General features: G+C 54.6%; 16 protein-coding genes, 1 tRNA gene and 1 pseudogene. 6 read left to right on the forward strand and 12 right to left on the reverse strand.

All coding sequences use genetic code 11. From position 1 onward, the window contains the following. Positions 1–144: 144 nt before the first annotated feature. Both KGP25_RS00750 and KGP25_RS00755 read left to right on the forward strand, forming a co-directional pair. Positions 145–909 carry a hypothetical protein gene (locus KGP25_RS00750; RefSeq protein WP_223539817.1) on the forward strand — a complete coding sequence of 255 codons (765 nt, stop codon included), beginning with the start codon at positions 145–147 and terminating at the stop codon, positions 907–909. A gap of 390 nt (positions 910–1,299) precedes the next feature. Then, positions 1,300–1,905 carry a hypothetical protein gene (locus KGP25_RS00755; protein WP_223539818.1) on the forward strand — a complete coding sequence of 202 codons (606 nt, stop codon included), beginning with the start codon at positions 1,300–1,302 and terminating at the stop codon, positions 1,903–1,905. Here the strand turns inward: KGP25_RS00755 and KGP25_RS00760 are convergent. The 4 genes and pseudogenes from KGP25_RS00760 to KGP25_RS00775 all read right to left on the reverse strand — a co-directional run bounded on the left by KGP25_RS00760 (position 1,902) and on the right by KGP25_RS00775 (position 5,671). Then, positions 1,902–3,014, reverse strand: a complete 1,113-nt coding sequence (locus tag KGP25_RS00760; RefSeq protein WP_223539819.1) for a DNA methyltransferase — start codon at positions 3,012–3,014, stop codon at positions 1,902–1,904. The two genes, KGP25_RS00755 and KGP25_RS00760, sit on opposite strands and share 4 nt — an antisense overlap. 514 nt (positions 3,015–3,528) lie before the next feature. Then, positions 3,529–3,980 (reverse strand): annotated as a pseudogene (locus tag KGP25_RS00765) (tyrosine-type recombinase/integrase); the annotation flags it as partial. Between the two features lie 83 nt (positions 3,981–4,063). Then, complete coding sequence (locus KGP25_RS00770; protein WP_050863098.1) at positions 4,064–5,278, reverse strand: integrase arm-type DNA-binding domain-containing protein; 1,215 nt, start codon at positions 5,276–5,278, stop codon at positions 4,064–4,066. 298 nt (positions 5,279–5,576) lie between these two features. Further along, positions 5,577–5,671: transfer RNA gene (locus KGP25_RS00775), tRNA-Sec, on the reverse strand. A 290-nt stretch (positions 5,672–5,961) separates the two neighbouring features. Here KGP25_RS00775 and KGP25_RS00780 point away from each other — a divergent pair. Both KGP25_RS00780 and yicI read left to right on the forward strand, forming a co-directional pair. Beyond that, on the forward strand, positions 5,962–7,353 hold the full coding sequence (locus KGP25_RS00780) for a glycoside-pentoside-hexuronide family transporter (RefSeq protein WP_063622793.1): 1,392 nt from the start codon (positions 5,962–5,964) through the stop codon (positions 7,351–7,353). Between the two features lie 12 nt (positions 7,354–7,365). Beyond that, positions 7,366–9,684: an alpha-xylosidase gene (gene yicI / locus KGP25_RS00785; protein WP_223539820.1), complete on the forward strand. Its 2,319-nt coding sequence runs from the start codon at positions 7,366–7,368 to the stop codon at positions 9,682–9,684. A gap of 140 nt (positions 9,685–9,824) precedes the next feature. On the opposite strand, the gene KGP25_RS00790 is transcribed toward yicI, so the two are convergent. Together KGP25_RS00790 and xanP are read right to left on the reverse strand one after the other, a co-directional pair. Next, positions 9,825–11,519, reverse strand: coding sequence for an AsmA family protein (locus KGP25_RS00790; protein ID WP_223539821.1), 1,695 nt, complete (start codon positions 11,517–11,519; stop codon positions 9,825–9,827). Positions 11,520–11,638: 119 nt separating this feature from the next. Next, the gene (xanP, locus tag KGP25_RS00795) at positions 11,639–13,030 is read right to left on the reverse strand and encodes a xanthine/proton symporter XanP (protein WP_014881972.1); all 1,392 of its coding nucleotides are present in this window, start codon (positions 13,028–13,030) and stop codon (positions 11,639–11,641) included. Between the two features lie 225 nt (positions 13,031–13,255). Between xanP and gltS the strand changes: the two genes are divergently transcribed. Continuing rightward, a complete protein-coding gene (gene gltS, locus KGP25_RS00800) occupies positions 13,256–14,458 on the forward strand; it encodes a sodium/glutamate symporter (protein ID WP_223539822.1) in 1,203 nt (400 codons plus the stop codon). Position 14,459: 1 nt separating this feature from the next. On the opposite strand, the gene recG is transcribed toward gltS, so the two are convergent. The 5 genes from recG to gmk are packed head-to-tail and all read right to left on the reverse strand — an operon-like array spanning position 14,460 to position 20,326. Beyond that, entirely contained in the window at positions 14,460–16,541 is a 2,082-nt protein-coding gene (recG, locus tag KGP25_RS00805; protein WP_069720520.1) for an ATP-dependent DNA helicase RecG, read from the reverse strand. Between the two features lie 3 nt (positions 16,542–16,544). Beyond that, a complete protein-coding gene (trmH, locus tag KGP25_RS00810; protein ID WP_048028145.1) occupies positions 16,545–17,234 on the reverse strand; it encodes a tRNA (guanosine(18)-2'-O)-methyltransferase TrmH in 690 nt (229 codons plus the stop codon). 4 nt (positions 17,235–17,238) lie between these two features. Next, entirely contained in the window at positions 17,239–19,353 is a 2,115-nt protein-coding gene (gene spoT, locus KGP25_RS00815; RefSeq protein ID WP_045907920.1) for a bifunctional GTP diphosphokinase/guanosine-3',5'-bis pyrophosphate 3'-pyrophosphohydrolase, read from the reverse strand. 19 nt (positions 19,354–19,372) lie between these two features. Further along, positions 19,373–19,648: a DNA-directed RNA polymerase subunit omega gene (gene rpoZ / locus KGP25_RS00820; protein WP_000135058.1), complete on the reverse strand. Its 276-nt coding sequence runs from the start codon at positions 19,646–19,648 to the stop codon at positions 19,373–19,375. A gap of 54 nt (positions 19,649–19,702) precedes the next feature. Further along, complete coding sequence (gmk, locus tag KGP25_RS00825) at positions 19,703–20,326, reverse strand: guanylate kinase (protein ID WP_010426438.1); 624 nt, start codon at positions 20,324–20,326, stop codon at positions 19,703–19,705. Positions 20,327–20,577: 251 nt separating this feature from the next. On the opposite strand from gmk, the gene ligB reads away from it, so the two are divergent. Then, on the forward strand, positions 20,578–22,248 hold the full coding sequence (gene ligB / locus KGP25_RS00830) for an NAD-dependent DNA ligase LigB (RefSeq protein WP_223539823.1): 1,671 nt from the start codon (positions 20,578–20,580) through the stop codon (positions 22,246–22,248). Here the strand turns inward: ligB and KGP25_RS00835 are convergent. After that, complete coding sequence (locus KGP25_RS00835; protein WP_223539824.1) at positions 22,245–23,897, reverse strand: phosphoethanolamine transferase; 1,653 nt, start codon at positions 23,895–23,897, stop codon at positions 22,245–22,247. The two genes, ligB and KGP25_RS00835, sit on opposite strands and share 4 nt — an antisense overlap. Between the last annotated feature and the right edge of the window lie 31 nt (positions 23,898–23,928).

Consider the following 23,928-nt stretch of genomic DNA (forward strand, 5'->3'; position numbering starts at 1 on the left):
GCAGTACCTGCACATTCGCCAGCGCTCTCTTCGTTGAAAAGCAAAGCCTGTAGTTGATGCTGAGAAAGCACAACAGGTAGCCTGTAATTTGAATTCGCTGATTCATTTACTTGAACTATCGAATGTATCATAGAGCAATAATCAATGTCTGATAAACATTTATTCCGACGAAATCATTTTTCTCGGTGGAGTATCAGTGAGATGGAGTTTGTCGAAAAGAATTACGGTAAACTACCGACGCAGCAGATAGCAGGTTTGCTGGGGAGAGGTATTCCAGCAGTCAGAGCAATGGCGCTAAAACTTGGTATTGGTCGTACGGGAGTTAAACTGTGGTCACCAGCTGAAATTGAGGTAGTGAAAAAATATTATACACATGGTGCTGGTATTGTAATGGTGCAGGCACTGTTGCCGCATCGTGATAAGGAATCTATCCGAAAACAGGCAGCTAAAGTCGGTGTCACCGATGTCCGGGAATGGCATCCTGATGCAATTGAATTTTTAAAAGAACATTATGGTCGTATGAATGTTGAGGATATCGCCATTACTCTCAACAAAAGTGTCAGTGCTGTGAGGAACAGAGCTACTGTTCTGAAACTTGGGAAAGCGCGACTCAGGAAATGGACTCGTGAAGAGAACGCGATACTGACTTCTCAATACGCTAACTCAGATAATCTTAGTGAAATTCATGCATTATTACCCCATCGTTCCAGACGAGCTATTGCTGCGCAGGCGACCAAATTAGGATTAAAACGAGCAGAGGCATGGACGTCAGAAGAACTCAGCATTCTCCGACAATTTTATCCGGTGCTGGGGAGAAGAATTGTCTCGATGTTACCAGGTAGGACCATTAATTCTGTTCATCGGAAGGCTGAAAAGCAAGGGCTGCGACGGTATACTAAAAAAGCATGAATATTTGTCTGTTATTGAGCAGCTAAATAAATATTTTACGTACTGTAATACAAGTTTTCCTGTCAAGAATTGAATCCGATCTGTCAGACTACATTGCTGGTAACCAGATAACCACGGGAAGCAGGTATCGACTCTACGCTCCAGACAGTCCCGGCAAAAGTGCCTAGCCTGACCCCTTGTATCAGCAGTTACCAGCGCCCTAATGGACCCGGCGACATCCCCCCCGGATCATGGACGACTTGGGAACTGTAATCATGGCGGGGCTGGCTAACTCCCATTATAAGGTGCACGATAAAGTAACGGGGGTAAAAACACAGTGTTCGCCAAGTATCCTCTTGGTAATATATAATGATTTATTATCAGAATCTATAATTTATACAAGGAACTAAGATGCAGGACAGGTCTATTGTTAACCGACACGGATTTAATCAAGAAATTACTCTACCCTATTCTCTAAGGCTTAGTGATTTCGAGCATGCAATGGAAGATATTTATGATTTTTTTCATGATGTTAACAATCTCCTATCGACAAAAGGGCTTCGTCGGCTTGATGATATGATGAGACCTGCTGCCATGTCTGGCCTCATTTCAGACATGGTCACAGCTTCCTTAGCTAAGTTCTCCAGATCTCTTGTTGAGAATAAGCATTTTAATGGGCATCCTGATCTTGTCATCAGGGGGAAATATTCGAATGATGCAGTACCTGCTGGCGAAGAAGGTATAGAAATCAAAACCACAAGAAAAAGTGGTGGTGCAGTAGATACCCATGGCGCAAGATCTCAATGGATGTGTGTATTTGTTTACAACGTTGATAATGAGACAGAACCTGCATCGGACCGGAAATCAATGAGATTCACTGAAGTATATCTTTGTCATGTCGATGAAAATGACTTCAGGCGTAATGATCGGGGAGCTCTGGGAACGAGAACTGCAACCCTTCATAAGGAAGGGTTGAAGAAACTAAGGAATAGCTGGATTTATAAAGATTTGAGCTAAGTCTTTGACGGTAAAGTAGAAAGTGTAGGGATTGCTTTTTCTGCAAGCTCAAAAAACTCTCTATCAATTTCAACACCGATACTTTCATAACCTATATGGTTTGCTGCTGCCATAGTTGAACCCGCACCCATAAATGGGTCGAGGATAATCCCCTCACCTAGCGGTAGCACCCCTCTGACTAATTTACGCATGAAATTTTGTGGTTTTAATGAGGGATGAGGGGCAATTTTCTTCTCATGTGCAGGCGTTGGATGAGACTTAATCACATCACCGAATGGCTGTTCTGCGGAAATCCTCCTGAATCCGCCGGTCTTCCATTTTCTTAAATTATCCTGAACTCTCCCGTCTAGCGATTTTCTCAAAATAACCCAAGGCTCCCATTGAGAACGAGGCATAACAGAAACACCGTCAAATTCATCATGTGCATTTTTAGGTCTGTCACCACCTCTCATGGTCATGACTTGCCTTGCAATATATCCCCGCAGTTCTAAGCCTGATGAGGACATAGCCTCCGCGACGATGTGAGACAAAAGAGGGTTCGATGCGATTACTATATTGCCCCCTGGTACGACAACTCTTTCAAGTTGGAGTGATAGTTCAGTGAAAAACCTTGAAATATTTTGGCGGTCTTCTTCCCGTAAAACGGTAAACCGAGGCAAAGGAGCTCTTTTATGTCCATCAAAAGACGGAGGTTTACGCCAAATTCCACCTTTTCCAGCTCTCAGTTTTTCAGTTTGCTGCTTTGTATATTCGACCAATCCATAAGGGGGATCCGTTACAACTGCATGTACAGAGTTGTCTTTTTGCCTTTTTAACCATTCAATTGCATTATCAAGAAATATCGTAGATTTTCCAATAATTTTAGGTTGTGACGATAAGTTTGCAGAGGTGGTGCCTCTCCTTTCATCGCTTAGGCGATAAATTCCGCGGTCCATTCGCTCAAACAAGCCTGGAGTATTAAGGCTCAGATAAGATCTGATTGAGGACTTTGAAATTGACCCAATATCCTTATATACATTGTTGGTAATTTCCTCGATCGAGGCTTCTCTTCCTAACCTTAAAAAACAGGCGATTATTGAGTCTCGAACAACACCCGGAGCCAAAGACATGTGTAAATATCCAGTTTTTTGATGATAGACCCATCATACAAATAAGACGTCAGGACGTCAATTTTGTTTTCATTTGACGTCAATGAAAGTGTTTCACTGTGATTACGATACGACTGAAAATACAAGCAGTTTAAGCAAGATTTCTGTGATACATCCTGTAGATTTTACTTTAGGTTAGTACATTCGGGGTCAAGTATCCTAAGCTTTGGTTGTTGCAGAACCATGAATGCCTATTCTCCCGTAACGCAGCACGCGCATATCAAATAAAAAAGACGACCAGCAACAAGGCCGGCCGTCTAAGTTCATGCTATTTCCTGCTTAGGTACGGTAGTAATGATACTGCTGGTGTAGTCCACGTACCACTGTGTTCTTGACCCGCCATCTCCCGCCTTTCATCCAGATATTGTGCATGGTTATACTTCCCGCGAATTGAGTTCTTATCTACGTGAGCGAGTTGCATCTCGATCTACGTGTTTTGAATCCCGCATTTTCCTCATTGGTTTGATGCAGGCTGCTATCGAGACTGGAGTTTTGCGAAGTCAAATGGGCTCACTGGTTTCCCCTCATTGGCATCAAGAAAATCAGCCCACCATTGCCGCATCAGTCTGCGCTCATCCAGAAATTCCGCTTTATGAGTGTAAGCTGCGCGGACACCATTACGTTCCTGATGGCTCATCTGGCGCCTAACAGCATCCCTCGACCAAAGCCCTGATTCAATCAATGAGCTACAAGCCATTGCCCTGAAACCGTGACCACAGACATCGACCTTTGTATCGTAGCCCATCAGCCGCAGTGCGTTATTCACCGTGTTCTCACTCATCGGCTCATGGCTGCATGAGCGCTCATCTTTAAGCTCGGGGATATGATTAAGGATTTCTAATGCCTGATGGGATAGGGGCACTGAAAGAGTGTACGCATTTTCGAACCACAGTGTGTGTGCTTAGCCTCTTCGATAGCTTCTCTTTTTGCCGTAGCTCAGAGCTTTTTAATGATAAAGCATCATGAGATTGCCAGTAGCCATCCTTACTTCTAGATGGTTGATTTTAAATTTATGCTATCTTCCCAAACGTTCCTTCTACAACAACCCCACCTTTCCCCAGCTCACCAATATAATCCGCATACCACTGCATCATCTCCCTACGCCCATCAAGATACTGCGCATGATTATACGTCCCACGAATCGCGTTCTTATCAACATGTGCAAGCTGCGTTTCAATCCACGCTGAGTTAAAGCCCTGTTCATGCAGGATGGTGCTCATCGTGTGGCGAAAACCATGCCCCGTCAGTCTGCCTTTATACCCCAACAACTCAATGACCTGATTGATGCTTTCCTTGCTGATCGGCTTGCGCGGATCATTCCTGCCAATAAACACCAGTGGGTGATGTTTTGATATCGGCTCAAGCTGTTTAAACAGTGCGATAACCTGCTCTGAGAGCGGCACAATATGGGGCCGCTTCATTTTCATTACTTCCGCTGGGATCTCCCATAGTTTTGTTTCAAAATCGATATCCTCCCAGCGTGCGAAACGCAATTCTTGCGTGCGTACACCGGTTAACATAATGATCTGAGTCGCTGTTTTCGTGATAACGCTGCCGGTATAGCCCGCCAGATCGTTGAGGAAGTGGGGAAGTTCATTGGCAGTAAGGAAGGGGAAATGTACTTTTTTCGGCGTAGCTAATGCGCTGGCAAGGTCGGGAGCGGGGTTGTAGTCGGCCCTGCCTGTGACAATTGCATAGCGGAACACCTCGCCACAGCGCTGACGAACCTTGCGCATTTTCTCCAGCGCTCCGCGTTTCTCCATTTTACGTAGTGCTTCTAATAGTTCCATTGGTTTGATTTCAGCTATAGGACGTTTGCCGATATAGGGGAAGATATCTTTTTCAAAGGTATCGATGATTTCATCACGATAGCGTAATGACCAGCGATCGGCTTTGGTCTGATGCCACTCGCGAGCAACCGCCTCGAAAGTGTTTTTCAGGCTCATTTGCTGGGCCATTTTCTCTTCTTTTTTTACTTCGCTCGGATCGCTTCCCGCAGCAAGAATTTTTCTAGCTTCGCTGCGCTTTTCGCGCGCATCAGCCAGTGAAACATCGGGGTAGACGCCAATAGACAGCATCTTTTCTTTACCGGCGAAGCGGTACTTCATTCGCCAGTATTTGGAACCATTAGCGTTAATCAGCAGGTACATACCGCCGCCATCAGCCAGTTTATAGGGCTTTTCTTTTGGCTTCGCGGTTTTCACTTTAACATCGGTTAGCGCCATGACATCCTCCAGCTTTTGATGAATCCATCCTCCTGGGGATTTCAGCCAGTAACTAACCTGATACCCCCAGCGCACCCCTTGTATAACAAAGATGCCTTTAAATCCCATTGTTATATATCACATTTTTACCATTATGGGGGTGCTGATATTCTAAGAGGAAAATGACACCCCCGAATGCACCCCCAAAAACTGCTTGATGCAGGTTGAAGCTGGTTGACCTCAGAATACAAAGAAAGCTTAATATATAAGGGTTTATAAGGGGTTTTGTTAACACCAGAAGAGTTCAGTAGAGGCTAATTGGCGGAAGATCACAGGAGTCGAACCTGCCCGGGAACGCTGGCGTCCCCAACTGGATTTGAAGTCCAGCCACCTCACCGGAGATGACGATCTTCCGCGCCTCGATTGCTACATGGAGGCGGGGCGCATTATAGCTACTTTCAGACATTTACCACATACCCCACACCACTTTTTTCACCTCTCTTTTGACCTGTACACCCCTGTTTCAGTTAATTCCTAACAAAATCCTCATGTTAGCCCTTCGTGCTCTCCAATATTTACCGCGATCACAAAAAACAAGAAACGTAATCTGCTAACCAGAAAACGCAATACCCGCTCAAGAAACAATGGTTTAAAAACACTGTAACCGGTCTCAGCGCCCCCTATAGCGTGAAGGATAAAAAAAGATGAGCGAAGTATTGTCAGTAAAAGAGAAGATTGGCTACGGCATGGGAGACGCCGCCAGCCACATCATTTTTGATAACGTCATGTTGTACATGATGTTTTTCTATACCGATATTTTCGGCATTCCCGCCGGGTTTGTCGGCACCATGTTCCTGCTGGCGCGTGCGCTGGATGCGATCTCCGACCCGTGCATGGGGCTGATTGCCGACCGTACCCGCAGCCGTTGGGGCAAGTTCCGACCGTGGATTTTGTTCGGCGCGATCCCGTTCGGCATCGTCTGCGTGCTGGCCTACACCACGCCGGACCTTAGCCTCAACGGCAAAATGGTTTATGCCGCCGTGACCTACACGCTGCTGACCCTGCTCTATACCGTGGTCAATATTCCTTACTGCGCGCTGGGCGGCGTGATCACCAGTGACCCGACGCAGCGTATCTCCCTTCAGTCCTGGCGCTTTGTGCTGGCGACCGCGGGCGGCATGCTTTCCACGGTGCTGATGATGCCGCTGGTGAAGCTGATTGGCGGCGACGATAAGGCGTTCGGCTTCCAGGGCGGCATCGCCGTGCTGTCGGTGGTCGCGTTCCTGATGCTGGCGTTCTGCTTCTTCACCACCAAAGAGCGTATCCAGGTGCCCCCGAGCACCACCTCCATGCGCGAAGACCTGCGCGATATCTGGCAAAACGACCAGTGGCGCATCGTGGGCGTGCTGACCATCCTCAACATCCTTGCCGTCTGCGTGCGCGGCGGCGCGATGATGTACTACTGCACCTGGATCATGGGCTCGCCGGAAGTGTTCGTCGCGTTCCTCACCACCTACTGCGTCGGCAACCTGATTGGCTCCGCGCTGGCGAAACCGCTCACCGACTGGAAGTGCAAGGTCAGCATCTTCTGGTGGACCAACGCCGCGCTGGCGGTGGTCAGCGTGGCGATGTTCTTCGTCCCGATGCATGCCACCGTGGTGATGTTCGCCTTTATCTTCGTCATTGGCGTGTTGCACCAGCTGGTGACGCCGATCCAGTGGGTCATGATGTCCGATACCGTCGACTACGGTGAATGGACCAACGGCAAGCGGCTGACCGGCATCAGCTTTGCGGGCACGCTGTTCGTGCTGAAGCTGGGTCTGGCGCTGGGTGGGGCGATGATCGGCTGGATGCTGGCAGGCGGCGGCTACGACGCGGCGGCCAAAACCCAGAACAGCGCGACCATCAGCATCATTATCGGCCTGTTTACCCTGGCCCCGGCGGTCTGCTACGTGCTGAGCGCCATCATCGCCAAACGCTACTACACGCTGAAAACCCCCTTCCTGACCAAAATCCTGGGCGAGCTGGCACAGGGCGCGCGCCGTAATCAGCAGGAATTTGAAACCCTGCCGGTCAGCAAAGAATTACAGAACTAAGAGGACGAAAGCATGAAAATCAGTGATGGAAACTGGCTTATTCAACCGGGCCTGAATGTGACCTATCCGGTTCAGGTGTTCGACGTGGAGCAGCAGGGTAATGACCTGGTGGTGTATGTGGCGCCGCGTGACGTGCGCGAACGCACCTGGCAGCTCGACACGTTGATGTTCACGGTGCGCCTGTTTGCTCCACAGGAAGGGATTGTCGGGGTGCGTATCGAGCACTTCCAGGGCGCACTGAACAATGGTCCACATTATCCGCTGAACGTCCTGAAAGACGTGAAGGTTGAGATCGAAAACAACGCCGAATTTGCCGAGCTGAAAAGCGGCAGCGTCAGCGTTCGCGTCACCAAAGGCGAGTTCTGGGCGCTGGACTTCCTGCGCAACGGCCAGCGCATTACCGGCAGCCAGCTGAAAAATAACGGCTACGTGCAGGACAGCAATACCCACCGCAATTACGTTTTTGAGCGTCTGGATCTGGGCGTGGGGGAAACGGTCTATGGTCTGGGCGAGCGCTTCACCGCGCTGGTGCGCAACGGCCAGATGGTCGAGACCTGGAACCGCGACGGCGGCACCAGCACCGAGCAGTCCTATAAAAATATCCCGTTCTACCTGACCAACCGCGGCTACGGCGTGCTGGTGAATCATCCTGAAAATGTCTCGTTCGAAGTGGGATCTGAGAAAGTCTCTAAGGTGCAGTTCAGCGTGGAAGGGGAATATCTTGAGTACTTCGTGATCGACGGCCCGACGCCAAAAGAGGTGCTGAACCGCTATACCCGCTTCACCGGGCGTCCGGCGCTGCCGCCTGCCTGGTCGTTCGGCCTGTGGCTCACCACCTCGTTCACCACCAATTACGACGAAGCGACGGTGAACAGCTTTATCGACGGTATGGCCGAGCGCGACATGCCGCTGCACGTCTTTCACTTCGACTGCTTCTGGATGAAGGCCTTCCAATGGTGTGACTTCGAGTGGGATCCGGTGACCTTCCCGGACCCTGAAGGAATGATCCGTCGCCTGAAGGAGAAAGGGCTGAAGGTCTGCGTGTGGATTAACCCGTACATTGGCCAGAAGTCGCCGATCTTCCAGGAGCTGAAAGCGAATGGCTACCTGCTCAAGCGCCCGGACGGGTCCCTGTGGCAGTGGGACAAATGGCAGCCGGGGCTGGCGATTTACGACTTCACCAATCCGGACGCGCGCCAGTGGTATGCAGACAAGCTGAAAGGCCTGGTGGATATCGGCGTCGACTGCTTCAAGACCGACTTCGGCGAGCGTATCCCGACCGACGTCCAGTGGTTCGACGGGTCCGATCCGCAGAAGATGCACAACCATTACGCCTACATCTATAACGAGCTGGTGTGGAACGTGCTGAAAGAGACGGTGGGTGAGGAAGAGGCGGTGCTGTTTGCCCGCTCCGCGTCCGTGGGGGCACAGCAGTTCCCGGTGCACTGGGGCGGCGACTGCTACGCCAACTACGAATCAATGGCGGAAAGCCTGCGCGGCGGGCTGTCGATTGGCCTGTCCGGTTTTGGATTCTGGAGCCACGATATCGGCGGGTTCGAAAACACCGCCCCGGCGCACGTCTACAAGCGCTGGTGCGCGTTCGGGCTGTTCTCCAGCCACAGCCGCCTGCACGGCAGCAAATCCTACCGCGTGCCGTGGGCGTACGATGACGAGTCCTGCGACGTGGTGCGCCACTTCACGCAGCTGAAGTGCCAACTGATGCCGTATCTGTACCGTCAGGCGACGCTGGCGCGCGAGTTCGGCACGCCGATGCTGCGGGCGATGATGCTGGAGTTCCCGGACGATCCGGCGTGCGATTACCTCGACCGTCAGTACATGCTGGGGGATTCGTTAATGGTGGCACCGGTGTTCTCCGAGGCGGGGGACGTGCAGTTCTACCTGCCGGAAGGGCGCTGGACGCACCTGTGGCACAACGACGAAATCCAGGGCAGCCGCTGGCATAAGCAGCAGCACGATTTCATGAGCCTGCCGGTCTACGTGCGCGACAACACGCTGCTGGCGCTGGGCAATAATAACCAGAAACCCGACTACGCGTGGCACGAGGGGACGGCCTTCCAGCTGTTTAACCTGGATGATGGCGCAACGGCAGTGAGCGAAGTGCCTTCGGCGAACGGCGCGGTGGCGTTTACGCTGAAGGCATCGCGTCAGGGCGACATCGTGACCTTTACCGGCACGGGAGACGCGCAAAACTGGTCGGTGTGTTTGCGCAACGTGCAGACGGTGAGCGGCGTGAAGGGCGGCTCACAGGCGGGCAGCGAGTGGGGCGTGGTGGTGAAAGCCGAAGGGAATGAGGTGGTGGTTCAGCTCTGAGGTGGAAAATGCCCGGTGGCGCTTCGCTTACCGGGCCTACGGTAATTATGCGCTCTGATGCCCTCACCCTGACCCTCTCCCTGTGGGAGAGGGAACCAAAACCTCGTAGGCCGGGTAAGGCGAAGCCGCCACCCGGCTTTTTACTGTGCCGGCGCTACCGCCGACACTACCCCGCCCGTCATCGTCTGCTCTACCTGCTGCTTATCCATATTCACCGCGCTCAGCTTCCCATTCACCGTTGGCTTCAGCGGCGCACTGGCCTGCACGCTGCCGCTGGCGGTGAGCTGAATATTGCCATCGCCCGCAATCGGCAGCGCAGGCCAGCCCCACTGCTGCAGCACGTTGAGCGGGACGCCGCGCCCGTTCAGGCTCACTGCGGTCTGCCGCTGCGGGAGTTGTGAAACGGTCGCCGTCGCTTCCAGAATGCCTTTTTCGGTAAACGCGCTGAGGTCGGTAATATTCACCGTGGCGGCGTTGGCATTCAGCGCCAGCGACGGACGACGTACGTCGACGCGGTTAAAGGTTGCCGCCGCGCCGTTCAGGGTCGCGCTGCCGCCCCAGACGCCCCACTGGCGATCTTTCACCAGCTGCAGGTTTGCGCCATAACCATCCAGAGAAGTGATCTGCCATGGGAAGGCAGGATCGATGTCGATCACCAGGTTGCGGCTCAGGCCGAATTTTTGCAGCGTGACGCTGTTCAGCCATTCCGGCAGAGGCGCCATCCACAGCGTTTTCCAGTTCTGCGGCAGGGTGTACTCCAGCCCGGCAATGGCGACATCGTCCAGCACCAGCGCTTTACCGTCGCGCAGCCAGTTGCCGGAGGTGCGTACCATGCCGCCTTCCCAGCGGGAGGTGAACTGACGCAGCGCCATGCCCTGCGGGGAAAACTCCGCATTCAGGATCGGGTCAAACAGATGCAGGGAGCCGTAGATAAACTCGCTGGCGTTCATCGACAGACGGCCCTCCTGGCTCTGCCAGTCGCCTTTGCTTAGCGTCAGGTTGCGCAGGCTTAAATCAAGATCGGTCACCGCCCAGTCCGGGCCCTGAAGCCGGGCGTCGGTCACGTCCAGACGACCAATCTGCAGAGAGGGGATAGTGGCCAGCGGCGCGAAGAACGCGGTCAGCGTTTTATCGCTCTGCAGGCGGATTTCATTCAGGCGCATGGTGTCGATAATCCAGCTCCCGTCGGCGTTGCGCAGGGCGGAGCCAGTGAGTGAGCCGCGGGCCATATCGGCGCCAATCGTGTTCAGCACCACCTCCTTGCCGTTAAGCTGGCCCTCGATCAGCACGTTGGTGGCCGGTACGCCGTTCAGGGTCAGCGAGCCTGCGCTCATCTGGATCCGCGCGTGATTACCCAGCACGTTGCCCGCTTCCGGCTGCCATGGGCTGACGCCGCCCGTCACCTTCTGCGCGCTCAGATCCCATTCGGTATTCGGGCTGTTGAACGCCATGTTGTTCAGCTGCAGACGATCGGCCTGGAAAGGCAGCGGCGCGGTCTGCGGGGAGAGGTTCAGCGTGCCGTCGAACAGGGCGATGGTGTCCACGTGCAGCGGATCGGTTATCTGGCGGCTACTCAGGCCGATATCCACTTTTTTGGAAACCAGGGTGGCGGGTTTTCCGTCCCGACCGAAGGTGACGTTTTCCAGAATGAGGTGGGAAGGCGACGAAAAGCGGTGATTCATCTTGTCGAAACTGAGTTCGTAGTCGGTATTCACCGTTACCCAGCTGCTGACCTGAGCCGCACCCCAGCGGGTCTGGAGCAGAATATAGAGCGCCAGCATCACAATGAGCAGGGCTACTAAAAGGTAGACGAGTAGCTTTCCAATAAATTTCATGGTCTTCCATCCCGCAAAACGCACATAAGGGAGTTATGCACGATTTATGCGCAATCCTCAAGGCGGGAATGGTGTAATTAGATGTCACGGCAGGCATTGACTGCCTGCCGTGAGAGAAATCAGTTTTTCTCAGGCGGGAAAACGAGGTTCAGCACGATAGCGGTGATACCGCCTGCGGCAATGCCGGAAGAGAGCAGGTTTTTCACCCAGTCCGGGGCAAACTGCAGGATCAGCGGCTGCTGAGAAACGCCCAGACCGACGGCCAGCGAAAGCGCGATAATCATGATTGCGCGGCGGTTCAGCGGCTCGCGGGAGACGATACGCACGCCGGAGGCCGCGATCGTCCCGAACATCACCAGCGTTGCGCCGCCCAGCACCGGCTCAGGGATGTGCTGCACAAAGCCGCTCACCGCCGGGAACAGGCCGAGGACGATCAGCATCAGCGCCACCACGAAGCCAACGTAGCGGCTGGCCACGCCGGTCAGCTGGATCACGCCGTTGTTCTGACCGAAGCAGGAGTTCGGGAAGGTGTTGAAGACCGCAGAGACAAACGAGTTGAGGCCGTTCGCCAGCACGCCGCCTTTCAGGCGCTTCATGTACAGCGGGCCGGAAACGGGCTGCTCGGAGACGTCGGAGGTGGCGGTGATGTCGCCGATGGTCTCCAGAGAGGTGATCATAAAGACCAGCATCAGCGGCAGGAGCAGGCCCCAGTCAATGCCCAGACCGTAGTACAGCGGCGTGGGGACGGTGATCAGCGCGCTGTTGGTCGGCGCGGTGTTTTCCGGCAGCATACCCAGCGCCCAGGCCAGCAGATAACCCGCCGCCATGGCGATCACCAGCGAGGCGACGCGCAGGTAAGGGTTACGCTGACGGTTAAGCAGAATAATGATGGCCAGCACGACGCCTGCCAGCAGCAGGTTTTTCGGCGCGCCGAAGGTGTGGTCGCTCATCGCGGCATAGCCGCCACCGATGGAGGTAAGGCCCACCTGAATCAGCGACAGGCCGATAATCATCACGACGACGCCGGAAACCAGCGGGGTGATAACGCGGCGAGCCAGATGCAGAACGCGGGAGATCACCATCTCCGTACAGCTGGCCAGCATCAGGGTGCCGAACAGCGCCGCCATCATGGTCGGGACATCCGCGCCGCCGGTTTTCAGGGCCGTACCGCCCATGATCAGGGGCGCCACGAAGTTAAAGCTGGTGCCCTGAATCGACAATAATCCCGACCCCACCGGACCCCACGCTTTAATTTGAATAATCGAGGCCACGCCGGAGGCGAAAAGAGACATGCTGATAATGTGCTGCGTGTCCTGCGCCGGTAAGCCGAGCGCCTGGCAAATCAGCAGCGCCGGGGTGATCACCGCAACAAACATCGCCAGAAGATGCTGGCAGGCGGCGAAAAGCGTCTGCGGCAGCGGCGGGCGATCTTCAAGGCGGTAAATCAGTTCGCTATTTTGCTTCTGCGCAATCGGTTGCGCATCAGGCGACTCTATGGTGTTAACGGACATCGGCGGCAATCCCACGGTGGAAAAGCGGGCATTTTATCTGACCACCTGGTAAAAGCAAACGATTGCCAGCAAAAAAAGGCAAGAAAATCTGCCGCTGTGAGCAGGTTTTCTACAACGCATCGGGAAAAAAAATTACACTTTTTGCGCCGGGGGCTCATGAAGAGCGCAAACCGGCCCAGGATAACGCCGCGTGTGTAGGGAACACGCGCAAAAAAGGAGCCTTCTATGATTCATCTCGATACGTTGTCGACCCTTGTTGCCGCAACGCTGGTCTTACTGCTTGGTCGTAAGCTGGTACATAGCGTTCCCCTTCTGAAGAAATACACCATTCCTGAACCTGTCGCCGGTGGTCTGCTGGTGGCGCTGGCCCTGCTGGTGCTGAAAAAAAGCATGGGCTGGGAAATCGATTTTGATATGTCCCTGAAAGACCCGCTGATGCTGGCCTTCTTTGCCACCATCGGCCTGAATGCCAACCTGGCGAGCCTGCGGGCGGGCGGTAAGGTGCTCGGTGTATTTTTGATTGTGGTGGTGGGGCTGCTGCTGATGCAAAACGCCATTGGTATCGGGATGGCGTCGCTGCTGGGACTGGATCCGCTGATGGGGCTGCTGGCGGGGTCGATTACCCTGTCAGGCGGCCACGGTACCGGGGCCGCGTGGAGCAAGTTGTTTATCGAGCGCTACGGGTTTGAAAACGCGACGGAAGTGGCGATGGCCTGCGCGACCTTTGGTCTGGTGCTGGGTGGCCTGATTGGCGGCCCGGTGGCTCGCTATCTGGTGAAGCACTCCACCACGCCGGACGGCAGGCCGGACGATGAGCTGGTGCCGACAGCATTCGAAAAGCCGGACGTCGGGCGCAGCATTACCTCGCTGGTGCTGATTGAAACCATCGCGATGATCGCCATCTGCCTGACCGTGGGCAAAGTGGTTGCGCAATGGCTGGCGGGCTCAGCGTTTGAGCTGCCAACGTTTGTCTGCGTGCTGTTTATCGGGGTGATCCTGAGCAACGGTCTGGCGCTAATGGGCTTCTACCGCGTGTTTGAACGGGCGGTGTCAGTGCTCGGCAACGTCTGCCTGTCGCTGTTCCTGGCGATGGCGCTGATGAGCCTCAAGCTGTGGGAGCTGGCCTCGCTGGCGCTGCCAATAGTGGCGATTCTGGCGGTGCAAACCCTGTTTATGGCGCTGTACGCCATGTTTGTCACCTGGCGGATGATGGGCAAAAACTATGATGCGGCGGTGCTGGCAGCGGGTCACTGCGGGTTTGGTCTGGGGGCCACCCCAACGGCTATCGCCAACATGCAGGCGATCACCGAACGCTTCGGGCCATCGCACATGGCGTTTCTGGTGGTCCCGATGGTCGGGGCGTTCTTTATTGATATCGTCAACGCGCTGGTGATTAAGCTGTACCTGATGCTGCCGATGTTTGCCTGAATCAGGCGTTGGAATAGCGTTCGGTTTCCGGCATCCAGCGCTCAATTAACGCTGCCGCCTGTTCGGGGTAGCGTTCATGAATGTGGCGGGCGAGGCGCTGAACCTCGGGGATCATGGCCTGATCGCGCAGCAAATCCGCGACTTTGAATTCCGCGTTCCCCGTCTGACGCGTGCCCAGCAGTTCACCGGGGCCGCGGATCTCAAGGTCTTTTTGCGCAATCACAAAACCGTCGTTACTGTCGCGCAGCACCTGCAAACGCATCTGGGCGGTTTTCGAGAGCGGGGCTTTGTAGAGCAGGACGCAGTGGGACGCTACCGCGCCACGGCCAACGCGTCCGCGCAGCTGGTGGAGCTGGGCCAGGCCCAGGCGTTCCGGGTTTTCGATAATCATCAGGCTAGAATTCGGGACGTCCACGCCCACTTCAATGACCGTCGTGGCGACCAGCAAATGCAGCTCGCCCTGCTTAAACGACTGCATCACCGCCTGCTTTTCGGCAGGCTTCATGCGTCCGTGAACCAGGCCCACGTTCAGCTCCGGCAGCGCCAGCTTAAGCTCTTCCCACGTGGCTTCGGCAGCCTGCGCTTCCAGCAGTTCCGACTCTTCTATCAGCGTACAAACCCAGTAGGCCTGACGCCCTTCGTGGGTGCAGGCGTTGCGCACGCGGTCGATGATGTCGCTGCGACGCGTGTCAGGAATGGCAACCGTTGTGACCGGCGTACGACCCGGGGGAAGTTCGTCGATGGTGGAGGTATCCAGATCGGCGTAAGCCGTCATCGCCAGGGTGCGCGGGATCGGCGTGGCGGTCATGATCAGCTGATGCGGGTGGAAGCCCTGCTGCAGTCCCTTTTCCCACAGCGCCAGACGTTGATGCACGCCGAAGCGGTGCTGTTCATCGATAATCACCAGCGCAAGGCCGTTGAACTGCACCTGCTCCTGGAAGATAGCGTGCGTGCCGACAATCATCTGCACCTGCCCGCTGGCGATGGCCTCCTGTTGCGCAAGGCGCGCTTTGCCTTTTTGCTTTCCGGCAAGCCAGCCGACTTCAATCCCGAGCGGTGCAAACCAGGCGCGGAAATTGTTGGCGTGCTGTTCCGCCAGCAGTTCGGTCGGTGCCATCAGCGCGACCTGTTTGCCGTGGGCAATCGCACGCAGGGCGGCCAGCGCGGCAACCAGCGTTTTACCGGACCCTACGTCGCCCTGCACCAGGCGCATCATCGGCACGTCGAGCGCCATATCGCGTTCAATCTCGGCGGTGACGCGCGCCTGTGCGCCGGTGGGTTTAAACGGCAGGGAGGCCAGCAGCTTATCTTTGAGCTCATCACGCGGGCTTAATGGCTGGGCATGGAAACGCTGCGCGCCGGCGCGCAGCGCCAGCATGCTCAGGTTATGGGCCAGTAATTCCTCAAGGATAAGACGCTGTTGAGCGGGGTGTTTGCCGCTTTCTAAGTCGCTGAGCTGCAGCGTTGGCGGCGGGCGGTGCAGGGTACGCAGCGCCTCGGGCAGGCTCATCATGCCCTGTGCCAGCTCGGGCGGCAGCAGCTCGGTAATGGTGCAGGTATCCAGCAGCTCCAGCGCCTGATCGGTGAGCTTACGCAGCGTCGCCTGCTTGATGCCTTCGGTCGTCGGGTAAACCGGGGTGAGCGTCTCCTGCATCTCTGGCGTGCTGAGATCGCCCTGCACGCGGTACTCCGGGTGGATCATCTCTGCGCCATATTTTCCGCGTTTGGCTTCGCCATAGGCCAGCACCCTGCGGCCCGTTGCCAGGCTGTTTTTCATCGCCGCGCTGAAGTTGAAAAATCGCATGGTGAGAATGCCGGTGCCGTCGCTGATCTGACAGGTCATCATCCGGCGTCCGCCGAAGGTGATGTTGCAGTTCAGAACTTCGCCTTCAACGGTGGCGTAAATGGCGGGAAGGAGATCGCCAATCTTGTAAAGCTGGGTGCGGTCTTCGTAACGCAGGGGGAGGTGAAGCAGGAGATCCTGCACCGTGTGCAGGCCAATTTTAGCCAGCTTATTGCTTTGCGCCGCGCCCACGCCCGTCAGGCTGTTGAGCGGGATGGCATCCAGCAGGCGGCCTTTCATCGCTTACCCGGCGTACTGCATGGTGGCCCACCACTCGGCATCGGCTTCAATTTCGCCCTGCGCGTTGACGTGGGGGTAAGGCAATTTTTTCTGCTTCGCAACGCGAGCCAGCACCGGATAGCCACCTTCAAACAACAGGCGCTGCTGTTCCTCTTCCGGCAGCATGCTGTTGCTGCGCTCGTACATGCCGGCGTTCTGACGCTGGCGCTGCGCTTCATACAGAATGAGCGCGGAGGCCACGGAGACGTTGAGTGACTGGACCATGCCAATCATCGGAATGATGATGTCCCGATCCGCCAGATCCAGTGCTTCCTGGGTGATCCCGGTTTTCTCCTGACCCATCAAAATGCAGGTCGGGCGGGTGTAGTCGATCTCGCGGAAATCCACGGCCTTAGCGGACAGGTTAGTGGCAAGGATCTGCATCCCGCGTCCTTTCAGGTGCGATACGGCTTCGCCAATTGTCTGGTGAGATTTGACGGAAACCCAGCTGTTACTGCCTGCCGCGGCAGAGACCATGGTTCGCATCCGGTGACCCGGCCAGACGGCGTGCACTTCATGCACACCGACGGCATCGGCGGTACGAACGATAGCAGAGACGTTATGCGGTTTATGGACCTGCTCCATGCAGACCGTCAGGTCAGGCTGACGCCTGGCGAGCATTTCGCATATCCGCGCGTAACGTTGTGAATTCATGCCGCTAGTTTCGGTTACGGGTGACTTTAATCACGTCCGGCATGACGCGGATCTTGCGCATAATATTCGCCAGATGCACGCGGTCGCGGGCGGTCAGACGAATAAAGGCGCTGTACACGCGGCCATCTTTTTCTTCCGTATTCAGGCTTTGAATATTGGAAGACGCCGTGTTGATCGCTGCCGTCAGGTTCGCCAGGGCACCCTGATGGTTGAACATATCCACCTTAATTTCGGTGATAAATTCCTGCGCGGTCTCTTTATCCCATTCGACCGCCATAAACTTCTCGGCCTCTTTCTGGTAGCCGCGGATGTTACGACAGGATTCATGGTGGATAACCAGCCCTTTACCCGGGCTGACGTGCGCAATAATCGGGTCGCCAGGAATTGGACGGCAACATTTTGCGAAGGTGATCAGCACCCCGTCCGCGCCTTTAATCGGCAGATGTCCGTGGCCTGGCGTAGCTGCAGGCACGGCTGTCGTGTCGCCTTGCTGCAGGTTCTTCGCCACCACCACGCTCATGGCGTTGCCGAGGCCAATCTCTGCCAGCAGGTCATCAAGCGACGCGAGCTTCATGCGCTCCAGTTCACGCTGGACGTTCTCCTGCGGGATTTCAGCCAGCTTGCGACTGCCGCCCAACGCGTGGTTGAGAAGACGACGCCCAAGGCTGACGGAATCATCACGCTTGAGGTTTTTCAGCAGTTGGCGAATTTTGGCGCGTGCTTTAGAACTCACGACAAAGTTCAGCCAGGCCGCGTTTGGACGTGCGCCCGGCGCGGTAATGATTTCCACCGTCTGGCCGCTGGAGAGCGGCTGAGACAGCGGGTAAGGCTGTCTGTCGACGCGCGCGCCCACGCAGGCATGGCCGATATCGGTATGCACGGCGTAAGCGAAGTCGACCGGTGTTGCACCCGCAGGCAGTTCGACAATGCGGCCTTCTGGGGTGAAAACGTAAATCTCATCCGGGAAGAGATCGGATTTCACGCTCTCGATAAATTCAAACGAGCTACCCGCACTCTGCTGAAGTTCCAGCAGGCTCTGCATCCAGCGCTGGGCGCGGATTTGTGCGGTCGTGCTGCTTTCGCCACCGTGCTCTTTATAGGCCCAGTGCGCGGCCACACCCATCTCTGCCATCTGGTCCATGTCTTCGGTACGAATTTGCACCTCAACAGGCACGCCGTGCGGCCCGATCATCGAGGTGTGCAAAGATTGATAGCCGTTCGCTTTTGGAATGGCGATGTAATCTTTCATCCGCCCTGGACGCGGTTTATAGAGGCTGTGCATCTGCCCCAGCACGCGATAACAGGTATCTGAATCGTGGACAATCACGCGGAAGGCGTAGATATCCATGATCGAGTGAAAACGTTGCTCTTTGAGCACCATTTTGCAGTAGATGGAGTACAGGTGTTTTTCGCGACCGCTGACGCGGCACGGGATCCCCGCTTCCTGCAAACGCCCTTCGATTTCAGAGAGGATCTTTTGAATCATCTCTTTACGGTTGCCGCGTGCGGCTTTCACCACCTCTTTAATTACGCGATAGCGGTTCGGGTACAACGCTTCAAAACCCAGCTCTTCCAGCTCGGTTTTAATGTGGTGAATACCTAAACGGTGCGCCAGCGGACTGTAGATTTCGAGAGTTTCACGGGCAATGCGGCGACGTTTATCCGGGCGAAGTGAGCCCAGCGTGCGCATGTTGTGGGTGCGGTCAGCGAGTTTGATGAGAATGACGCGGATATCCTGCACCATCGCCATAATCATCTTGCGGAAGTTTTCGGCTTGCGCCTCTTTCTTGTCGCGGAAATTCAGCTTATCAAGCTTAGAGACCCCTTCCACCAGTTCGGCAACGCTTTTGCCAAACAGCTGTTCCATGTCCTGGTAAGTGGCAGGGGTATCTTCAATCACGTCGTGCAGCAGCGCGGCCATCAGCGTTTCGTAGTCGAGTTTCATCTCGGCCAGAATACAGGCCACCGCTACCGGGTGCGTGATGTAGGGTTCACCGCTTGAACGTGTCTGGCCCTCGTGAGCGTCACGTGCAACGAGATACGCCTGCTGAAGACGCTTAATCTGGTCTTCAGGCAGGTAGGTTTGAATCAGTTGATTCAGGCTTTCAAACAGATACAAGGGCGACCCGCAGGTTTAATTAACGACGACCTTCAGCAATAGCGGTTACGGCCTGCAGTTCTGCGGCTTCCTGCTCTTGCTGCTCCTGGCGCTCACGCACGTCGAGGATCTGGTTGTTGATCAGACCTTCTTCGATTTCGCGAAGTGCAATAACGGTGGTTTTATCGTTTTCTTCCGGTACCAGCGGATCTTTACCGCCTACCTGCATCTGACGAGCGCGACGCGCGGCGACCAGCACCAGGTCAAAACGGTTACCAATTTTCTCTACAGCGTCCTGAACAGTTACGCGTGCCATACTTAAAATGCTCCACAGGTGAAGAAATGACTGGGCATGATACTGAAAGTGGGTTCAGTCTGCCAACAGTTTGGTGATTAATGCGTCATGTCGCTGCTTCTGGCGGCTCATACGCAGACGTTCTGCACGAAGAATGGTTTTGAGATCGCTCAGCGCGGCATCAAAATCATCATTCACAATAAGGTAATCATATTCCGCGTAATGGCTCATTTCTGCAACAGCCTGTTCCATACGCTTTGCGATGACTTCTTCGCTGTCCTGACCGCGGCCACGCAGGCGGCGATCCAGCTCATCTTTCGATGGCGGTAAAATAAAGATACTGCGCGAGTCAGGCATTTTCTTGCGAATTTGCTGTGCACCCTGCCAGTCGATATCCAGGAACACATTCACGCCCGTGGCCAGAACCTGCTCAATGGTTTCACGCGAGGTACCGTAGTAATTACCGAATACTTCAGCGTGTTCAAGAAACGCATCTCTGCCGATCATCGCTCTGAACTCGTCGTGATCCACAAAGAAATAGTGTTCACCGTGCACTTCACCCGGACGCGGCGCTCGCGTGGTGTGAGAAACAGAAACCTGTGTGTCGTACAGCGGTTGGGTTTTTAACAGTGCCTGAATAAGGCTGGATTTACCCGCGCCACTAGGGGCAGAAACAATATAAAGCGTGCCTTGAGCCATGAGAGTCTTTTGTATGTGTTAACGAAGAAGTCCTACATACGGGCTTATTATACACGTCACTGCCGTGTGACGTAGCCTTTGTCACACTTTTTCCCCTGGATTATTGAATTTTGCGTGCCGTTTTCAGGTTTTATCCGTGGTTTTCAGCAACCCCAGGAAATACCGGATAGCGTCTCGCAGTGTGAACCGTTGCCGTTAGCGTTGTTTCAGACATCGGGGTATACCTTCTGCAACGCAAAGGAGGGGTAGCGATGTGGCGATGGATAAGCGGGTTAATGCTGTTGTGGTGTGGCTATGGCGCGGCGGTATGTCCGGTCTGGTCGCAGGCAAAAGCAGAGAAAGAGATGGCGTCATTAAGCGCGCAAATCAAACGCTGGGATGACGCTTACTGGAAGCAGGGCGTGAGCGAAGTTAACGACGAGGTTTACGATCAGCTTAACGGGCGGTTAACGCAGTGGCAGCGCTGTTTTGGCACTGAATTCTCAGGAGAGAAACTTCCTCCGCTGACCGGGAGCGTCAAACATCCTGTTGCCCATACGGGCGTACACAAGGTGGCCAGCAAAGAGGAGCTGAAACAATGGATGCGTGCGCGGCAACATCTGTGGATGCAGCCCAAAGTTGACGGTGTGGCGGTAACGCTGGTCTACCGTGACGGAAAGTTAATCCAGGCCATCAGTCGCGGTGATGGCCTGAAAGGGGAGGACTGGACCGGGAAGGTACGTTTAATCCCGTCTGTTCCGCAAAAGCTCACCGGCAAGCTGGCGAACAGCGTCTTACAGGGCGAGCTTTTTTGGCTAAGCGACAGTCACATTCAGCGGCAGATGGGTGGGATGAACGCTCGCGCAAAGGTGGCAGGTGCGATGATGCGCCAAAAGGATAACGCGCTATTGAATAAGCTTGGCGTATTCATCTGGGCCTGGCCGGATGGGCCGAAAAATATGCAGACATCTTTAGCTGAACTGTCTCAGGCCGGTTTTACGCTGCCGGCACGGTATACGCTACCCGCCGAATCTGTTGACGCCGTCGAGAAACAACGCGCGGCCTGGCACGAAGCTGCAGTACCCTTTGCCACGGATGGCATTGTGGTGCGGTCGGAGGATGCGCCCGCGGGGGAAGGCTGGTTGCCGGGCGAAGGCAACTGGGTGGTTGCGTGGAAATATATGCCAGCAGCCCAGGTAGCCGAGGTGAGTGATATTCATTTTTCCGTGGGGCGAACGGGCAAAATGTCCGTTGTAGCCGCGCTGGAACCCGTGCAACTGGATGATAAACAGGTGCAGCGGGTGAGTCTGGGCTCAGTTGAGCGCTGGCAGCGGCTGGATATTGCCCCGGGGGATCAGATCCAGGTCAGCCTGGCCGGGCAGGGTATTCCCCGGTTTGATAAGGTGGTCTGGCGCGGGACGGACAGACATAAACCTGAGCCTCCCGCCTCGCGGTATCATGCGCTTAGCTGTTTCTATGCTTCGCCGGAGTGTATGGAGCAGTTCTTTGCCCGACTGACGTGGCTCAGCTCAAAGCAGGTATTTGATATTGAAGGATTAGGTGAGTCAGGCTGGCGGACCCTCTGGCAGGCGCATCATTTTGAACATCTCTTTTCGTGGCTGTTATTAACGCAGGCGCAAATGCAGGCTACGCCTGGATTTTCCTCCGCGCGCGGGCTGGCGCTCTGGCATCGATTTAATCTGGTGCGCGAGAAGCCTTTTATCCGCTGGCTCATGGCACTGGGTGTTCCGCTGACACAGGCTTCGCTGAAGGCGATGGGGGACGTAACGTGGCAAACGTTGAGCGGACGTAACGCAAAAGACTGGCAGAGCCTGCCGGGAACGGGAGAGAAGAAGGCGCGACAAATTGTTGCATTCATCCATGACCCTGGCGTTGCCGGCCTGGCTTCCTGGCTAGGCAAGCAGGGTCTGCCCGGATTTTAGAGCGAGCTTGCTTTAGCTTTGCGCCAGGGGGTATGTCTGTCTGGTGAACTGAAGGTTTCGCGAAGCTGATCGTAGTCATAGATGTGGCGGCCGCCATCAATTACCGGGATCAGTGTAGGAGCCTGATAGCACGGTGCAAGCACCGAGCTGCATTGATCAACACCCGTTGTGATTCCAAGCCACGTTAACATCAACTCATAATTGCTTGCTGTGGGCCACGCTTCATGTACCCACCCCACCGCTCTTTTTTGGGCATTCAGGGCTTGCTGGCTATACCAGATAAACTGGGGGACCTGGTAAGCCTCTTTGCTTGGGTTGCGTGAGCCATGCATATAGATGGAATTCAGTTGCGGGTTTTTTTCCAGCCCATGGTCTGAAAAATAGAGCAGAGAGGATGCGCTGCCCTGCAGACGTTTAGCCACTTCGCCAATGAAGTAGTCGGTAAACAGAATCGCGTTATTGTAGCAATCTTCATATTTGTTGCCGGTATGCAGAATATTCGCTGATGCCGGATACCGATCGCAGGCCATCTCATGGCTGCCGTTGATATGCAGGAAAATTAACTTCTTGCCGGGGGCTTTAAGCGCCTCATCCAGGGCCGGTAAAAGCTCGGTGTCATAACGGGTATCAATCCACTGGGCTTTATGGCTGATAGAGGCAATGGCCACAATGTAGTTATTGCTCTTGTCTGTGTTACCCTGGGCGCTAATCCACTCGGTGTGATAGCCCGTTTTTTTAGCGACGCTAACGATATTGTCAGCAAGCTTATCGGTGGTGAAGTGGTCTGGATCAGCTTTACTTAAAATCATCGGCACGGAAAGCACGGTGGCTGACGCGGGGGCAATAGCATTGCTAAAAATGAGGGCGTCCTTCGCCAGCCTGGATTCCACAGGCGTGGTATCCTGGTGAAAACCGTAGAGCTTCATATTGCTGCGACGTGCGGATTCACCCACGATAACAACATAGTTTTCGATGCCCGTATCATGATATTGCAACGCAGGATAATTGACGCTGTGCTGGCTAATTTTCTCCGCCAGCGCGTTATCGCGATGGGCAATAATGAACTCTGCACCGGTGTAAAACGGCGTATTGGTTAAAATCCGCGAGCTTAGCGGATAATAAACTTCAAGATCGTGGCGTTTTTTTAGCCAGTTTGCCGTTGAATACCAGCCCAAATAAACGGCAAGCAGAACGAAGCCGACAGTTCTCACACGGGAAGAAACATGCTCGCTCGTCGATTTGATTGCGTACCAGGTGACAACAAAGTAAGCAACCGCGGCTGGTAAACAGTGCAGGTATAAACCTGACATGCTTTTCGCTTCGGCTACGTGAGTGCCGAGAATACTCATCGCAAATACGGTGTTAAATTCGCTCTGGTAGACACTCCATGTGCTGTAAGCAACCGCAAAATTCAACGTAAGCAGGGCGGTTAAAACAAATGCGACGATCTTACCGGGAAGCGTGCGATAGATCGCTGCGGCGCAGACCAGTAAGAGCGCATTACAAATCGCAATGCGCACTGCAAATCGCGCAGGTTGTGTTAAAAATACTGGCCATAACTGAATCAGCACGGAAACGAGCAGCAAAATTAAAAAATGGCTGCTGAGTTTTTTATTAATAATCAGTGCTGACGTTTTGGCAAAGGACATTGTTTTAACGCAAGTTTATGGGGACAAAGTG

The organism is Enterobacter sp. JBIWA003, from assembly GCF_019968825.1.
Taxonomy (GTDB): domain Bacteria; phylum Pseudomonadota; class Gammaproteobacteria; order Enterobacterales; family Enterobacteriaceae; genus Enterobacter; species Enterobacter quasiroggenkampii.

Excerpts from the sequence above, each read along its gene's own strand:
- KGP25_RS00750 (WP_223539817.1), top strand. The coding sequence starts at position 145 with ATGTCTGATAAACATTTATTCCGACGAAATCATTTTTCTCGGTGGAGT.
- KGP25_RS00755 (WP_223539818.1), top strand. The coding sequence starts at position 1,300 with ATGCAGGACAGGTCTATTGTTAACCGACACGGATTTAATCAAGAAATT.
- KGP25_RS00760 (WP_223539819.1), bottom strand. The coding sequence starts at position 3,014 with ATGTCTTTGGCTCCGGGTGTTGTTCGAGACTCAATAATCGCCTGTTTT.
- KGP25_RS00770 (WP_050863098.1), bottom strand. The coding sequence starts at position 5,278 with ATGGCGCTAACCGATGTTAAAGTGAAAACCGCGAAGCCAAAAGAAAAG.
- KGP25_RS00780 (WP_063622793.1), top strand. The coding sequence starts at position 5,962 with ATGAGCGAAGTATTGTCAGTAAAAGAGAAGATTGGCTACGGCATGGGA.
- yicI (WP_223539820.1), top strand. The coding sequence starts at position 7,366 with ATGAAAATCAGTGATGGAAACTGGCTTATTCAACCGGGCCTGAATGTG.
- KGP25_RS00790 (WP_223539821.1), bottom strand. The coding sequence starts at position 11,519 with ATGAAATTTATTGGAAAGCTACTCGTCTACCTTTTAGTAGCCCTGCTC.
- xanP (WP_014881972.1), bottom strand. The coding sequence starts at position 13,030 with ATGTCCGTTAACACCATAGAGTCGCCTGATGCGCAACCGATTGCGCAG.
- gltS (WP_223539822.1), top strand. The coding sequence starts at position 13,256 with ATGATTCATCTCGATACGTTGTCGACCCTTGTTGCCGCAACGCTGGTC.
- recG (WP_069720520.1), bottom strand. The coding sequence starts at position 16,541 with ATGAAAGGCCGCCTGCTGGATGCCATCCCGCTCAACAGCCTGACGGGC.
- trmH (WP_048028145.1), bottom strand. The coding sequence starts at position 17,234 with ATGAATTCACAACGTTACGCGCGGATATGCGAAATGCTCGCCAGGCGT.
- rpoZ (WP_000135058.1), bottom strand. The coding sequence starts at position 19,648 with ATGGCACGCGTAACTGTTCAGGACGCTGTAGAGAAAATTGGTAACCGT.
- gmk (WP_010426438.1), bottom strand. The coding sequence starts at position 20,326 with ATGGCTCAAGGCACGCTTTATATTGTTTCTGCCCCTAGTGGCGCGGGT.
- ligB (WP_223539823.1), top strand. The coding sequence starts at position 20,578 with ATGTGGCGATGGATAAGCGGGTTAATGCTGTTGTGGTGTGGCTATGGC.
- KGP25_RS00835 (WP_223539824.1), bottom strand. The coding sequence starts at position 23,897 with ATGTCCTTTGCCAAAACGTCAGCACTGATTATTAATAAAAAACTCAGC.